This is a genomic window from Nonomuraea sp. NPDC054003, assembly GCF_055585125.1.
The window spans coordinates 90984-103836 of sequence record NZ_JBVJKR010000024.1; the positions used below are offsets into that span (position 1 = coordinate 90984).

Below are 12853 nucleotides of genomic sequence, written 5' to 3' on the forward strand. Positions count from 1 at the left end.
ACGGAAACCCGCTAGCGGCCCGGCTCACTGCGCGACCCCTACAGCCGCAGCAGCAGGCGGCCCGCCACGCGGGCCAGCGCCTCGACCGCGTCGGCATCGTACGCGACCCCCGCGCCCAGCCTCAGCCGTTCCAGCGCGGCGCTCGCCCGGTCGCGGTCGGTCGACCCGCCCAGCAGGTCGTCGTAGGCGTTGACGACCTTGATGATGCGGCTGGCCAGCGGAGGGTCCTCGCTCACCGGGTCGCACTGGCGGCTCACCAGGTCGGCCACCCGGTCCAGCACCCCTGTCTGCCTGATCACCTCGGCGCCCAGCTCGGCGATGCGCCGGGCCTGGTCGGGCTCGGCGAGCACGGTGGCGCCGCCGGGGATGGGGTCGCGCAGCGAGAGCTGGCCGATGTCGTGCATCAGCGCGGCGTACTCGAGCTCCAGCAGCTCCGGCTCGGCCATGCCCAGCTCCCTGCCGACGGCCACGGCCAGGCGGCTCACCCTGCGCGAGTGGCCCGGCTCGACGTAGCCGCCGACCTCGGTGACCCTGGACAGGGCGCGCACGGTCTGCAGGTAGGTGGCGCGGATCCCGGCGTACTTGCGGAAGGCCACCTGGGTGACCAGCAGCGGGGCCGCGAACACGAGCAGCGCCACGAGGTCCATGCTGTGCGTGGCGAGCGCCAGCAGCACCCCGGAGGACGCCACCGCGGCGCCGAGCGGGAAGGCGACGTTGAGCTCGTCGCGCAGCGCCACCCGGAAGGCCGTGCGCACCTGCTCCGCCCTGAGCATGGCCGCGATCAGCATGTCGATCAGCAGCATCAGGCCGATCAGCACCACCATCACGCCGAGGGCCGGCCACCAGGTGCCGCCCTCGCCCTGGGTCAGCCAGTAGAGCGGATCAGCGAGCGGCCTGAAGGCGGCGGCCAGCAGCGCGCCGGTGAGCAGGCGGCGGGCCATCGCGTCGAGCCGGGGAGGACGGCCGACCGCCAGGTGGGGCAGCGCGCCCGCGATCATGCCCACCGCGATCACCGCCACGACCTGGAGCGCGGAGTGGTGCAGCTGGACCTGGCTGAGGTCGAGCAGCAGCGTGTAGCCGAGCGCGGCGGCGGCCCCGATCGGGGCGACCTCCCGGTTGCCCGGCATGGTGAGCCTGGCCAGCTCTCCGGCCGCGATCAGCGCGCCGAACCCGACGGCGATCTCCGGCCGGTCGAGCCCTTCGGCCGAGACATGGGCGATGCCCGCCAGAGCCACGGCGCCCGCGGTGCAGATGAGCAGCAGCTGACCCGTGCGGAGCCGCCGGAGCGCGCGGGTCACTGCCCGGTCACCACTTGGATGGGCATGGTGGGGTCGTCGTGGTCCTTCGTGGGGGTCTCGGCGGCGTCGGGCGGCGGCAGGTCGACGCGCCGCGGCGGCTGCCACGGCTCGCGCTCCAGCGCCCGCACGAACGCCGCCACCATCACCGGGTCGAACTGGGTGCCCGCCCCCTTGCGCAGCTCCTCCACGGCCACGCTGACGGGCCGCGCGCCGCGGTAGGAGCGGACGGAGGTCATCGAGTCGAACGCGTCGGCCACCGCGATGATCCGGGCGAACTCCGGGATCTCGTCGCCGGCCAGCCCCATCGGGTAGCCCTTGCCGTCGTGGCGCTCGTGGTGGTGCATGATCCCGGCGAACGCCTCGTCGAGGAAGTCGATGCCCTGCACGATCTCCAGCCCGCGCATCGGGTGGAGCTGGATCGCGGCGAACTCCTCCTCGGTGAGCGGCCCGTCCTTCTGCAGCACCTTGGTCGGCACGCCGAGCTTGCCCACGTCGTGCAGCATGCCCGCGTAACGGATGGCGCGCATCCGCTCCACGCCCATGCCGACCTCCTCGGCGATCATGCCGGACGCCAGTGACACCCGGGTGCAGTGGCCTCGGGTGTAGTAGTCCTTGGTCTCCACCGCCTGGCACAGCGCCGCGATCGTGGCGTCGTACGAGCGCTGCTGCGCGTGATACTGGCCGAACGCCCAGCGCGCCACGAACAGCGGCACCAGCACCAGCACCGCCGAGATCGACTGGATGGTCGCCCACAGGCCCGCCACCAGCAACCCGAACGTGCCGTAGCCGAAGTAGGACAGCAGGAACTGGGCCAGCCCGCGCAACGGCATCTCGACCGGCCTGACGCGGGTCGCCAGCCGGACCATGGTGAGCGTGAGCAGGATGTTGAGCGGCACGAACACCGCGGTGGCGCCGACGTACGGGCCGATGAGGTCGTCGAACTCGTGGACCTCCGGCACGCCGATCGCGCCGCCGAGCCAGACGTAGACGAAGCCGGCCGCGTAGCCGCAGATGGCGAACTGCGCCCCGTTGAAGACGCGCTTGATGAGCGGCAGCCCGGGCCGCACGCTCAGCACGGCGGTCAGCCCCACCAGGGCCGCACCCTCGGGCCCGATCAGCACCACGGCGGCCAGCGCCGCCGAGAAGCTGACCGACACCGCGAAATGCTCCACGGTCAGCAACGTCGGCATCGACTCGCACACCAGGAACAGGAGCATGAGCACGAGCAGGACGTCGAGCTTGCCCGCGACGGCCGAGCCTCCAGGCGCGACGGCGCTCCACCCGACGAGCCCGGCCACCGCTCCGATCAGGGCGACCAGGTAGACCCTCGCGGGCCACGGCAGATCACGCATTGCGGCCCCCAACGCACGTTCAGGTCCAGGAAACCCCGGGGGGCGTGGCCATGCCCACCAGGAACGCGGCCACGGGGGTGATGAGCACGACGGCCGTGAACAGCCGGGCGATCAGTGGCTTCAACATGCGCTGGCCTCCACGTCGATTTCTGGGGCTCACGCTACAGAAGACGGCGCCCGCAAACCGGCCGAGTCACGAATCGCAAGCAAAGTGTAATCGAACAACTACCTGCGGCGACTTCTGGCCCATTCGACCGTGTTCTTCACGCCTGTGGACAAATCAACGCGCGGCTCCCAGCCGAGGCCCTCATAGGCGGGCACCGGGTCGACGGCCATGGCCGGCAGATCGCCGGGCCGCGGCGGGGCGAAGCCCGGCTTGTCGGGCGCGCCGGCCGCGTCGGCGATCAGCGAGTGGAGCCTGCGGTCGGTGGTCTGGATGCCGGTGCCGAGGTTGAACCGGCGGCCGTCGCCGGCGGAGCCGCACGCCCGGACGAAGCCCTCCACGACGTCGTCGACGTAGACGTAGTCGCGGGTCTGCGTGCCGTCGCCGTAGACGACCGTGGGAGTGCCGCCGAGCAGCGCGTCGGTGAAGATCGACACCACGCCCGCCTCGCCTTCGGGCGACTGGCGCGGCCCGTAGACGTTGGCCAGCACGAGCGTGGTGTATTCCATGCCGTACAGGCCCCGGAAGGCGGCGAGATAGGTCTCGCCGCTGAGCTTGGAGGCGGCGTAAGGGGAGCGCGGGTCGGTGGGGGCGCCGGCCGGCACGGGGATCGTCTGCGGCCTGCCGTAGACCGCGACGGACGAGGCGAACACCACCTTGCGCGCGCCGCCCTCACGCGCGGCGGCGAGCACGGCGGCGGTGCCGGTGACGTTGAGACTGGCGTCGAGCACCGGGTCGGCGACGCTCTTGCGCACGCTGATCTGCGCGGCGAGATGGCAGACGACCTCCGGCCTCAGCTCGGCGGCCAGGGCGACCAGGGCGGGGTCGCGGATGTCGAGCTCATGCAGCCGGAGCCGGCCGGTCCCGGTCGCCTGGGCGAGGTTGTCGCGGCCGCCCGAGGACAGGTCGTCGACGACGGCGACCTCATGCCCTTCGGCGAGCAGACGGTCGACGAGATTGGATCCGATGAACCCGGCACCCCCGGTGACAAGCACGCGCATGGGGAGATCCTAGTCGGACAGCTCGGCCCTCACCCGTGCGATACGCGCCAGCACTTTGTCACGCAGGTCGTCGGGGACCGGATCGCAGCCGCACTTCTTGGCGACGAGCTGCTTGATCGCCTTGTCGAGGTCGTACTCCTCCAGGCAGGGGCCGCACTCGTCGAGATGCACGCGGATGTCGGCGACATCTCCGGCGGTCAGCTCGCCGTCGAGGTACTCGTAGACCCTGTCGAGCACCTCACGACAGTCGGTCTCATGCGGCTTGCCACAGCTCATTTCGATCCCTCCGTCGGGACCAGGCCCCGCTCACGAGCGTAATCCTCCAGAAGACCGCGCAACTGTCTGCGCCCGCGATGGAGCCTTGACATCACGGTGCCGATCGGAGTGCCCATGATGTCGGCGATCTCCTTGTAAGGAAAGCCCTCGACGTCGGCGAGGTAGACAGCGATCCGGAAGTCTTCGGGCAGCGCGGCCAAGGCCTCCTTGACGTCGCCGTCGGGGAGGTGCTCGAGCGCCTCGACCTCAGCCGACTTCAGCCCGCTGGAGGTGTGGGAGCCGGCCCGCATGAGCTGCCAGTCTTCGATCTCCTCGGTGCCGGCCTGCTTGGGCTCGCGCTGCTTCTTGCGGTAATTGTTGATGAAAGTATTGGTGAGGATACGGTAGAGCCACGCCTTGAGGTTGGTGCCTTCCTGGAACTGGTGGAAGGACGCGAACGCCTTGGCGAAGGTCTCCTGCAGCAGGTCCTCGGCGTCGGCGGGGTTCCGGGTCATCCGGAGCGCGGCCGAATAGAGCTGCTCGAGGTAAGGCATGACATCACGCTCGAACCGCTCGCCCCGCTGTTCCAGAGTCTCCGCGCCTGTCGCGGGCACCGGACCCACCCCCCTAAGATCACCGGTGACCAGCTGTGGCGGGACACCGTACTCAGGGGAGGATACCCGTTCGCCGGTGACCGGGCGGTCATCGGGGAGGGCGTCGAGCAAAGTGAGCATGCTCCTCGCAACACGCCCGTGTCTTCGTCTGTTCCCGCAAGATAGAAGGTGACGAACAACCCGGTGCGGGGAAAACCATACGTACCGGCTGGTAGCCATTTTCCGGAACCCAGGAGTCGCGCGTGCTGCCCATTCCGGCCGAGGAACTCAACGGCTCAGGAACGCTGGGGCCGTACTGGACCTTTTACCACGCCGTCGTCGCCGAACAGCTCAGCAGATGGCTCCCCGCCCAGCCCTCGGTCGTCCTCGACCTGTCCGGCGGCCGCGGCCGGTGGTCCAGTCAGGCCGCCCGGGCGGGTCACCGGGTGATCGAGGTGCTCGACTTCCGCCGGACCTCCGAGGGCGTCCGGCTGCGGGAGGCGGGGCTGGTCCGCCACGTGCGCGCCGACGACCTGTCCTTCCTGCCCGACGAGAGCGTCGACGCGGTGGTCGCCGAGGAACGCGCGATGTCGATCGAGCTGATGGCCGAGTCGGCGATGAGCGACGTGGCCCGCGTGCTCAAGCCCGGCGGGCGCGCCCTGGTGTGCGTCGACTCGCTGGTGCTCGGCATGGCGATCCTGGCCGAGCAGGGCCAGTGGCAACACCTGCGGCAGACCGGCGAGGTCATGCTGGTGCCGTGGCCCGACGGCAGCATCACGCGCTGCTTCAGCAGCACGCAGCTGCGCGAGCTGCTCATGGGCGCCGGCCTCGACGTCGAGTGGGTGCGTCCGCGCACGGTGCTGTCGCCCTCGACGGTCGACCACGTGCTCGGCTCCGACACGCGCACCCTGTCCTACCTGGTGCGCACCGAGCTCGACGCGCGTCCGGACGAGGACGACACGGTCGGCATCCACCTGGTGGCCAGCGCCCGCAAGATCTGAGCGGTCAGCGCCTGCGCTCGCGCTTGCCCTGGCACTGCACGCACCGCGACGCCTCCGGGCGGGCCTCCAGCCTGCCCTCGGGCACCAGCGCGCCGCAGTCGACGCACCGTCCGTAGGTGCCTTCGTCCAGCCTCTTGATGGCATCGACCACCGCCCTGCGCTGCGTCGTCGCGACGGTCAGCATCGCCCTGGCGCGATCGGCGTCGGTCAGGTCGGAGCCCGCGTCGGCGGCAGAATACTCCCGGATCGCCACCGGGTCGCCCTGCAGCACCCCGATCGAACGGTCGAGTTCGGCGAGCATGTCTTCCAGTCGCTCACGAGCGGTCGCGGCGTCCACGGATCCGCACCTCCGGGAAAGTGAGGGCAACCCGCGACGGGAGCTCCCCGGTAATCCCGCGCGGTGCGATTGAGGGGCATTTGATAAGCAGTGACACCGCGTACACGCATGCCATTGCTTTCCTCACCGGATGCCCGCTTCACACGCTCCTTACACCTTCAGAAAAGCGCGCTTTCCCCCTCCTCCGGAAGCGGCTCGACGAGGCCGGGGCCGTTGTTCCTGACGTTGTTGACGTCGGTGCCGACGGGGTGGGCGGTGAGCCTGCCCGGCTGGGCCGGCACCAGCAGCCGCTGCGCCTGCTCCGTGTCGGTGACCTTCGGGTCGAGCCACTCGCCCCAGCGCTCACGCTCGATCATCATCGGCATGCGGTCGTGGATGCGGCCCAGCTCGTCCTCCGCGTCCGTGGTGATCACCGTGCAGGTGACGAGCCACTTCAGCGGGTCGTCGTCGGCGCGGTTCGGGTCCTTCCAGAACTCGTACAGCCCCGCCATCGCCAGGACCCCGCCGTCGGACGGATGGATGAAGTACGGCTGTTTCTTCTTCTTGTCGCCCTCGACCGGCATCCACTCGTAGTAGCCGTCGGCGGGCAGCAGACAGCGCCGCTTGGCGAACGCCTGCCGGTAGGACGGCTTCTCCGCCAGCGTCTCCGCCCTGGCGTTGATCATCCGCGACCCGACGGACGGGTCCTTGGCCCACGCCGGCACCAGGCCCCACTTGACCACCCGCAGTTGCCGCACCGCACGCTCGGCGTCCTTCGGCACGCGGCTCAGGACGGCGTAGACGTTCTTGGTCGGCGCCACGTTGTAGTCGGCGCCCAGCTCCTTCTCAGGGTCGGCGTCCTGCTCCACCTGGAACTCCTCGAGGAGCTGGTGCTTGTCGCGCGCCGACGCGTATCTACCGCACATTCCTCCACACTGCCACGTCCGTCATTCGCTCGCGTGTACGAGTCGCATGCGCAATACTCTGAGTATCGAAGAGGACACGAAGGGATACGGACGATGGTGACGACTTCTCGCAAGACTCACGGATGCCCCGCTCCGTCTCCCGAGCCGGAGGTGTCCGCCACGACCGGCGAAGTCCCGCCCGACCCCGCGGGCGAAAACGAGCTCACGACCCTTCGCGACGTCTACGACGCCTTGGTCGGCCGCACGAAGATGCGCGCCGAGATCATCGACGGAAGGTTGATAGTGAGCCCCCTAGGCACCTTTGAACATCAGGACATGGCGACCACCCTCGCCGTCGTGCTGCGCCCGCACGTCGGCGCCCGCGGCTGGAAGGCCGTCGCCGGTCTCGGCATCTGCGCCGACGGGACACGTGACCCGTACGAGCCGGACGTCGCCGTGTGCCCGCCGGACGCGCCCCGCTGGGGAGATCGCGAGGTGTACGCGAGCGGGCTCGTCATGGCGGGCGAGGTCGTGTCGGCCAGCAGCGTGCGCGACGACAGGGAGCACAAGCCCGGCATCTACGCGACCGCCCGCATCCCGATCTACCTGCTCGTCGACCCCATCGCGGCGCCCGCTCAGGTCACCGTGTTCAGCGAGCCGAAGGACGGGCGCTACACGATCTCCACCAGCGTCGACCTGGGCAAGGAGATCCACCTCCCCGACCCCGTCGACTTCCTGCTCGACACCGCCGTCTTCCTGTGACGGCGCGGCGGGCCAGTAGGCTTTGAGCATGCCTGACGCCCACTGGTCCGCCCCGCACGCCGACGCTCCCGTCTCGGCGTCCGTCTCGCTGCCCGGCTCGAAGTCGGTGACCAACCGGGCGCTGGTGCTCGCCGCACTCGCCGACGGTCCCTGTGTCGTACGCCGCGCGCTGCGCAGCCGCGACGCCGACCTGATGGCCGGGGCGCTGCGGGCCCTCGGCGCCACGCTCACCGCGTCGGCCGAGACCGCCTCAAGCGTCGACTACACGGTCACGCCGGGGCCGATCCGCGGCGGCGCGCGCATCGACGCCGGGCTGGCCGGCACCGTCATGCGGTTCGTGCCGCCGGTGGCCGCCCTCGCCGACGGCCCGGTGGCGTTCGACGGCGACCCGCACGCGCGCAAGCGCCCGATGGGCCCGATCCTCGACGCGCTGCGGGCGCTCGGCGCACGGGTCGACGGCGACGCGCTGCCGTTCACCGTCCACGGGCCGCTCACCGGCGGCGAGGTGACGGTCGACGCCTCGGCCTCGTCGCAGTTCGTCTCGGGCCTGCTGCTGGCGGCCGCCCGGTTCGAGAAGGGGGTGGCGGTCCGCCATGTCGGCCCGCCGGTCCCCTCGCAGCCGCACATCCAGATGACCGTCCACATGCTCCGCACCGCCGGCGTCCGGGTCGACGACCACGAGCCCGACGTGTGGCGCGTCGAGCCGGGGCCGATCGCGGCCCGCGAGTGGGTGGTGGAGCCCGACCTGTCGAACGCGGCGCCGTTCCTGGCCGCCGCCCTCGTCACGGGCGGCACGGTGACGGTCCCCGGCTGGCCGCTGGAGACCACCCAGCCGGGCGACACGCTGCGCGACCTGCTCGCCCGGATGGGCGGCGACGTCCGTCTGGAGTCCGCCTCAGGCGACGTCGCCGACCTCGTCGTGAGCGGCACGGGAGAGATCGCCGGGATCGACGCCGACCTGCGCGAGGTGGGCGAGCTGACCCCGACCGTCGCCGCGCTGGCCGCGCTCGCCGGCACGCCGAGCCGCCTGCGCGGGATCGCCCATCTGCGCGGCCACGAGACCAACCGGCTCGCCGCGCTCGTCACCGAGATCAACCGGCTCGGCGGCGACGCCGAGGAGACCGGCGACGGGCTCGTCGTCCGTCCCCGCCCGCTGCGCGGCGGCCTCTTCCACAGCTACGACGACCACCGCATGGCCACGGCCGGCGCGGTGATCGGCCTGGCCGTTCCCGGCGTCGAGGTGGAGAACATCGCGACGACGGGTAAGACCCTTCCGGAGTTCGCCGACATGTGGGCCGCCATGCTGGGCGACCGGTGACCGCCATGCGCGGATACCTCCCCCTTCCCGGGGTATGCGGCCCCTCTGGACGAGCCAGCGAGGTCATAGGAGTGGACCGCTGAGAAGGCGGGAGTACGACGAGGACGACGTACGGGTCAGGCCGGGCAAGGGCTCCAGGCCGCGGACCCGCATCCGCCCTGCCCACGACGACGCGGAGCAGGGCTTCGTGGTGGCGGTCGACCGGGGCCGCTACACGACACTGGTGGAGGCCAGGCGCAAGCAGCAGCGCCGCCTGGTGGTGGCCATGAAGGCGCGCGAGCTGGGCCGCAAGGGCATCGTGGTCGGCGACCGGGTGGCGCTCGTGGGCGACGTCTCCGGCCGGCCCGACACGCTGGCCAGGGTCGTCCGGGTGGAGCCGCGCACGTCCATGCTGCGGCGCTCGGCCGACGACACCGAAGACACCGACGGCATCGAGCGGCCGGTGGTGGCCAACGCCGACCAGCTCGTCATCGTGACGGCGCTGGCCGACCCGCCGCCCCGGCCGCGCATGATCGACCGCATCCTGGTGGCGGCGTTCGACGCGGAGATCGACCCGCTGCTCTGCCTGACCAAGTCCGACCTGGCGCCGCCGGACGACCTGGTGGCCCAGTACGCCCCGCTGGGGGTGCCGCACGTCGTCGTCCACCGGGGCGGCTCGCTGGACGAGCTGCGCGACCACCTCAAGGGGCGCATCAGCGTGCTGGTCGGGCATTCGGGGGTGGGCAAGTCGACGCTGGTCAACGTGCTCGTCCCCGACGCGAACCGAGCCGTGTCGCAGGTGAACGCCGTGACCGGGCGCGGCCGCCACACCTCCACCTCGGCCGTCGCCCTCGAACTGCCCGAAGGCGGGTGGATCATCGACACGCCCGGTGTCCGCAGCTTCGGCCTGGCCCACGTGTCGGTGGAGACGGTCCTGGCCGCCTTCCCCGACCTGGTGGAGGGCACGGTCAAGTGTCCCAAGGGCTGCACCCACCTGACGGAGGGCTGCGCCCTGGACGCCTGGGTGGCCGCCGGTCACGCCGACACGGCCCGCCTGCGCTCCCTCCGCCGCCTCCTGGCCAGCCGGGAAGGCGCGCTCGACGACAGCCCCTGACCCGACCTCAGCGGGAAGGGCGCAGGGTCCAGGAGACGGTGAGGGTGGCCACCACCGTGCCTTCCTCGTTCCGTACCTCGACCTCGACGTCGAACTCCGGCCGCTCACCGGCGTCCAGCCGCCCCACCACCTCCTCGCGCGCGGCCAGCAGCCGCGCCGAGGCCACGATCTCGCCCTTGGCCAGCTTGAGGTAGCGGACGGTCGACGCGGTGGCCAGGGGGACCGCCCGATTGAGCTGGTCGCCGAAGGCCGTGAGCATGGCGGCGCCGGACGCCGACTCGGCCAGGGTGAACAGGGCGCCCGCGTGCGGACCGCCGACATGGTTGTGCAGGTCGGACCGGTCCGGCAGGCGGCAGACGGCGCGCCCGTCGGCGGCCGAGTCGAAGGTGATGCCGAGAGTGCGAGCGAAGGGCACGGTCTGGAGCAGCAGATCGCCGACGTCAAGTGACATGCCCGCATGCTACTAGCCGGTAACCGAAAATCGGGCTTATCAGAAAAGCCGCCGCGGGTGACTGCTGTTCGGCACAGGCGGCACGGTAGCGTGACACTTCGTGCAGGGATACCACGATGACCTCCGTCTCGCCCACGTCATGGCCGACGCCGCCGACGACCTGACGATGCGGCGCTTCAAGGCGGTCGACCTCAAGGTCGAGACCAAGCCGGACCTCACCCCGGTCAGCGACGCCGACCGCGCCGTCGAGGAGTCGATCCGCGGCACGCTGCGCCGCGCCAGGCCGCGCGACGCGGTGGTGGGTGAGGAGTTCGGCAAGACCGGCTGGGGGGCCAGGTCGTGGATCGTCGATCCCATCGACGGCACCAAGAACTACGTGCGCGGGGTCCCCGTCTGGGCGACGCTGATCGCGCTCATGGAGTACGGCAAGGTCGTGGTCGGCCTGGTGTCGGCCCCGGCGCTGGGCCGGCGCTGGTGGGCGGCGACCGACGGCGGCGCATGGACCGGCAGGAGCCTGACGAAGGCGACCCGGATGCGCGTGTCGTCCGTCTCCAGCCTCGGCGACGCGTCCTTCTCCTACTCCAGCTTCAGCGGCTGGGAGAAGACCGGCCGCCTCGACGGCTTCCTCGACCTGGGCCGCTCCTGCTGGCGCACGCGCGCGTACGGTGACTTCTGGTCGCACATGATGGTGGCCGAAGGCTCGGTGGACCTGTCGGCCGAGCCGGAGCTGTCGCCGTGGGACATGGCGGCGCTCACGGTCATCGTCGAGGAGGCGGGCGGTCGCTGGACCGACACGGCGGGCGTGCGCGGCCTGGAGGGCGGCAGCCTGGTGTGCACCAACGGCCTCCTGCACGACGAGGTCATCAGCCGGCTCAACTCCTAGAGCGCCAGCACCTTCGCCACGGCGTCCATCAGGCTGCCGTGGTACGCGCCGCCGAACAGCACCACGTGCACGAGCAGCGGATGCAGCTGGTGCAGCGGGACCCGTTCGCGCCAGCCGTCCCCAAGCGGGGCCTCCTCCTGGTACGCGCCCAGGATCCGGTCCAGGTACGGCGCCCCGAACAGCGCGAGCATGGCCAGGTCGGTCTCCCGGTGGCCGCCGTGGGCCGCGGGGTCGACCAGCACGACCCGGCCGCCCGACCACAGCAGGTTGCCGCTCCACAGGTCGCCGTGGATGCGGGCGGGCGGCTCCGGCTCCCCGGCGACCTCGGCGAACCGCGCCACCGCCCGCTCGACGAGCTCCAGGTCACGGGACGGCAGCCGGGCCGTCCGGGCGAACGGCAGCACCCGCCGCTCCGCGTAGAAGGTCGGCCAGTCGCCGGCGGGCGTGTTGTCCATCGGCAGCTCCGCGATGAACCCCGGCCAGGGCGCGCCGAAGGCGTCGGCCCCGGCCCGGTGCATGAGCGCCAGGTCGCGGCCGAAGCGCCCGGCCGCGGCGGCGCTCGGCGGCTCCTCGTCCACCCACGACAGGACCAGCCGATCCGCACCGGCCTCGATCACCTCGGGCACAGCGATGACCTCGCCCAGCCAGCGCAGCCCGGCCGCCTCGGAGGCGAAGACCGGCGAACGGGCTCCCGTCTTGGCGAACACCACGCGGCCGTCGTCGAGCACGCCCCGCTGCAACCGCCAGCCGTGGGACGTGCCCAGGTCCTCAGTCGATCTCATCGGCGATGTGCTTGGCGATGCCCACGGACGCGGCCTCCACCAGGGTAAGCACCTCGACGAACCCTTCATCGCCGCCGTAGTACGGGTCGGGCACCTCGGCGCCGGCAGGCGCGTCAGGGTCGAAGGAACGGAACAGCCGCACCTCCACGCCGGAGGACGCCATCCGGCTGAGGAACGCCCGGTTGTCGCGGTCCATGGCCAGCACCAGGTCGTAGCGGTCGAACCAGTCGGCGGTGAACTGCTGGGCGACGTGCTCGGATCCGTCGTACCCGTGAGCGGCGAGCACCCGCAGCGCCCGCTCGTCCATCGGCCCACCGGCGTGCCAGCCGCCGGTGCCGGCGCTCTCCACGATCACCTGGTCGCCCAGCCCGTGACCGTCCAGCACCTTGCGGAGCACGGTCGCGGCCATCGGGGAGCGGCAGATGTTGCCCATGCAGACCACGCACACGCGGTAAGTCACTGAAGTCATACCTCCATCATGGGGCCCGTCCGGAGTGCCGGTCGTCCGTTCGCCCTCGCGGAGCCGGAACGTACCGGCGTGATCGCGGTGGCCCCAGAAACAAGAAAAGCCCCGAAGCCGTAGCCTCGGGGCCTTTCCCATATGAAAATTGTCCGGCGGTGACCTACTCTCCCACACCCTCCCGAGTGCAGTACCATCGGCGCAGAGAAGCTTAACTTCC

The 12853-nt window shown here is 71.2% G+C and carries 15 protein-coding genes and 1 rRNA gene; 5 read left to right on the forward strand and 11 right to left on the reverse strand.

What is annotated here, in order from left to right; genetic code table 11:
- Positions 1-38: 38 nt before the first annotated feature.
- From ACZ6YG_RS41775 to ACZ6YG_RS41795, 5 genes are all read right to left on the reverse strand, one after another.
- Positions 39-1298: an HD-GYP domain-containing protein gene (locus tag ACZ6YG_RS41775; protein WP_148029333.1), complete on the reverse strand. Its 1260-nt coding sequence runs from the start codon at positions 1296-1298 to the stop codon at positions 39-41.
- Complete coding sequence (locus tag ACZ6YG_RS41780; protein WP_219548976.1) at positions 1295-2650, reverse strand: HD-GYP domain-containing protein; 1356 nt, start codon at positions 2648-2650, stop codon at positions 1295-1297. The genes ACZ6YG_RS41775 and ACZ6YG_RS41780 overlap by 4 nt, the downstream gene beginning before the upstream one ends.
- 225 nt (positions 2651-2875) lie before the next feature.
- Positions 2876-3814, reverse strand: coding sequence for an NAD-dependent epimerase/dehydratase family protein (locus ACZ6YG_RS41785; protein WP_466020995.1), 939 nt, complete (start codon positions 3812-3814; stop codon positions 2876-2878).
- A 9-nt stretch (positions 3815-3823) separates the two neighbouring features.
- Positions 3824-4090: a mycothiol system anti-sigma-R factor gene (gene rsrA / locus ACZ6YG_RS41790; protein ID WP_148029330.1), complete on the reverse strand. Its 267-nt coding sequence runs from the start codon at positions 4088-4090 to the stop codon at positions 3824-3826.
- Entirely contained in the window at positions 4087-4692 is a 606-nt protein-coding gene (locus ACZ6YG_RS41795) for a sigma-70 family RNA polymerase sigma factor (protein ID WP_261808837.1), read from the reverse strand. The genes rsrA and ACZ6YG_RS41795 overlap by 4 nt, the downstream gene beginning before the upstream one ends.
- 233 nt (positions 4693-4925) lie before the next feature.
- On the opposite strand from ACZ6YG_RS41795, the gene ACZ6YG_RS41800 reads away from it, so the two are divergent.
- Positions 4926-5663: a class I SAM-dependent methyltransferase gene (locus ACZ6YG_RS41800; RefSeq protein ID WP_148029329.1), complete on the forward strand. Its 738-nt coding sequence runs from the start codon at positions 4926-4928 to the stop codon at positions 5661-5663.
- A gap of 4 nt (positions 5664-5667) precedes the next feature.
- On the opposite strand, the gene ACZ6YG_RS41805 is transcribed toward ACZ6YG_RS41800, so the two are convergent.
- Both ACZ6YG_RS41805 and ACZ6YG_RS41810 read right to left on the reverse strand, forming a co-directional pair.
- Positions 5668-6000 carry a TraR/DksA family transcriptional regulator gene (locus tag ACZ6YG_RS41805; RefSeq protein ID WP_148029328.1) on the reverse strand — a complete coding sequence of 111 codons (333 nt, stop codon included), beginning with the start codon at positions 5998-6000 and terminating at the stop codon, positions 5668-5670.
- A gap of 158 nt (positions 6001-6158) precedes the next feature.
- The gene (locus ACZ6YG_RS41810; protein ID WP_148029327.1) at positions 6159-6905 is read right to left on the reverse strand and encodes an SOS response-associated peptidase; all 747 of its coding nucleotides are present in this window, start codon (positions 6903-6905) and stop codon (positions 6159-6161) included.
- A gap of 249 nt (positions 6906-7154) precedes the next feature.
- Between ACZ6YG_RS41810 and ACZ6YG_RS41815 the strand changes: the two genes are divergently transcribed.
- The 3 genes from ACZ6YG_RS41815 to rsgA are packed head-to-tail and all read left to right on the forward strand — an operon-like array spanning position 7155 to position 10057.
- Positions 7155-7646, forward strand: a complete 492-nt coding sequence (locus ACZ6YG_RS41815) for a Uma2 family endonuclease (protein WP_466020999.1) — start codon at positions 7155-7157, stop codon at positions 7644-7646.
- A 28-nt stretch (positions 7647-7674) separates the two neighbouring features.
- Positions 7675-8964, forward strand: a complete 1290-nt coding sequence (aroA, locus tag ACZ6YG_RS41820) for a 3-phosphoshikimate 1-carboxyvinyltransferase (protein ID WP_466020996.1) — start codon at positions 7675-7677, stop codon at positions 8962-8964.
- 34 nt (positions 8965-8998) lie between these two features.
- Positions 8999-10057 carry a ribosome small subunit-dependent GTPase A gene (gene rsgA / locus ACZ6YG_RS41825; protein ID WP_261808317.1) on the forward strand — a complete coding sequence of 353 codons (1059 nt, stop codon included), beginning with the start codon at positions 8999-9001 and terminating at the stop codon, positions 10055-10057.
- Positions 10058-10064: 7 nt separating this feature from the next.
- Here the strand turns inward: rsgA and ACZ6YG_RS41830 are convergent, their stop codons facing one another.
- Positions 10065-10508 carry a DUF4442 domain-containing protein gene (locus tag ACZ6YG_RS41830; RefSeq protein WP_148029324.1) on the reverse strand — a complete coding sequence of 148 codons (444 nt, stop codon included), beginning with the start codon at positions 10506-10508 and terminating at the stop codon, positions 10065-10067.
- Positions 10509-10608: 100 nt separating this feature from the next.
- On the opposite strand from ACZ6YG_RS41830, the gene hisN reads away from it, so the two are divergent.
- Positions 10609-11391, forward strand: coding sequence for a histidinol-phosphatase (hisN, locus tag ACZ6YG_RS41835; protein ID WP_148029323.1), 783 nt, complete (start codon positions 10609-10611; stop codon positions 11389-11391).
- On the opposite strand, the gene ACZ6YG_RS41840 is transcribed toward hisN, so the two are convergent.
- From ACZ6YG_RS41840 to rrf, 3 genes are all read right to left on the reverse strand, one after another.
- On the reverse strand, positions 11388-12173 hold the full coding sequence (locus tag ACZ6YG_RS41840; protein ID WP_466020997.1) for a fructosamine kinase family protein: 786 nt from the start codon (positions 12171-12173) through the stop codon (positions 11388-11390). The two genes, hisN and ACZ6YG_RS41840, sit on opposite strands and share 4 nt — an antisense overlap.
- A complete protein-coding gene (locus ACZ6YG_RS41845; protein WP_466020998.1) occupies positions 12160-12642 on the reverse strand; it encodes a low molecular weight protein-tyrosine-phosphatase in 483 nt (160 codons plus the stop codon). Before ACZ6YG_RS41845 ends, ACZ6YG_RS41840 begins: the two co-directional genes overlap by 14 nt.
- Before the next feature lie 141 nt (positions 12643-12783).
- Positions 12784-12853: ribosomal RNA gene (gene rrf, locus ACZ6YG_RS41850) — 5S ribosomal RNA — on the reverse strand; the annotation flags it as partial.